1 rRNA gene is annotated in these 242 nt (G+C 49.2%); it reads left to right on the forward strand.

What is annotated here, in order from left to right:
• Window positions 1-97: 97 nt before the first annotated feature.
• A 16S ribosomal RNA gene (locus ACPYOJ_RS36390) occupies window positions 98-242 on the forward strand; the annotation flags it as partial.

The following is a 242-nucleotide window of genomic DNA, read 5'->3' on the forward strand; positions in this document are numbered from 1 at the left end:
GCAGCGTAGTCTCGTGGGCTCGGAGATGTGTATAAGAGACAGCCAAGTAAGGAAAAACTAAAGCGTAAAAAAACTTTGAGTGAGTCAAGACAAACATACAATGGAGAGTTTGATCCTGGCTCAGGATGAACGCTAGCGGGAGGCCTAACACATGCAAGCTGAGCGGTAGAGATCTTTCGGGATCTTGAGAGCGGCGTACGGGTGCGGAACACGTGTGCAACCCTGTCTCTTATACACATCTG

It is taken from the genome of Rhizobium sp. SVR5-9E (assembly GCF_056755095.1).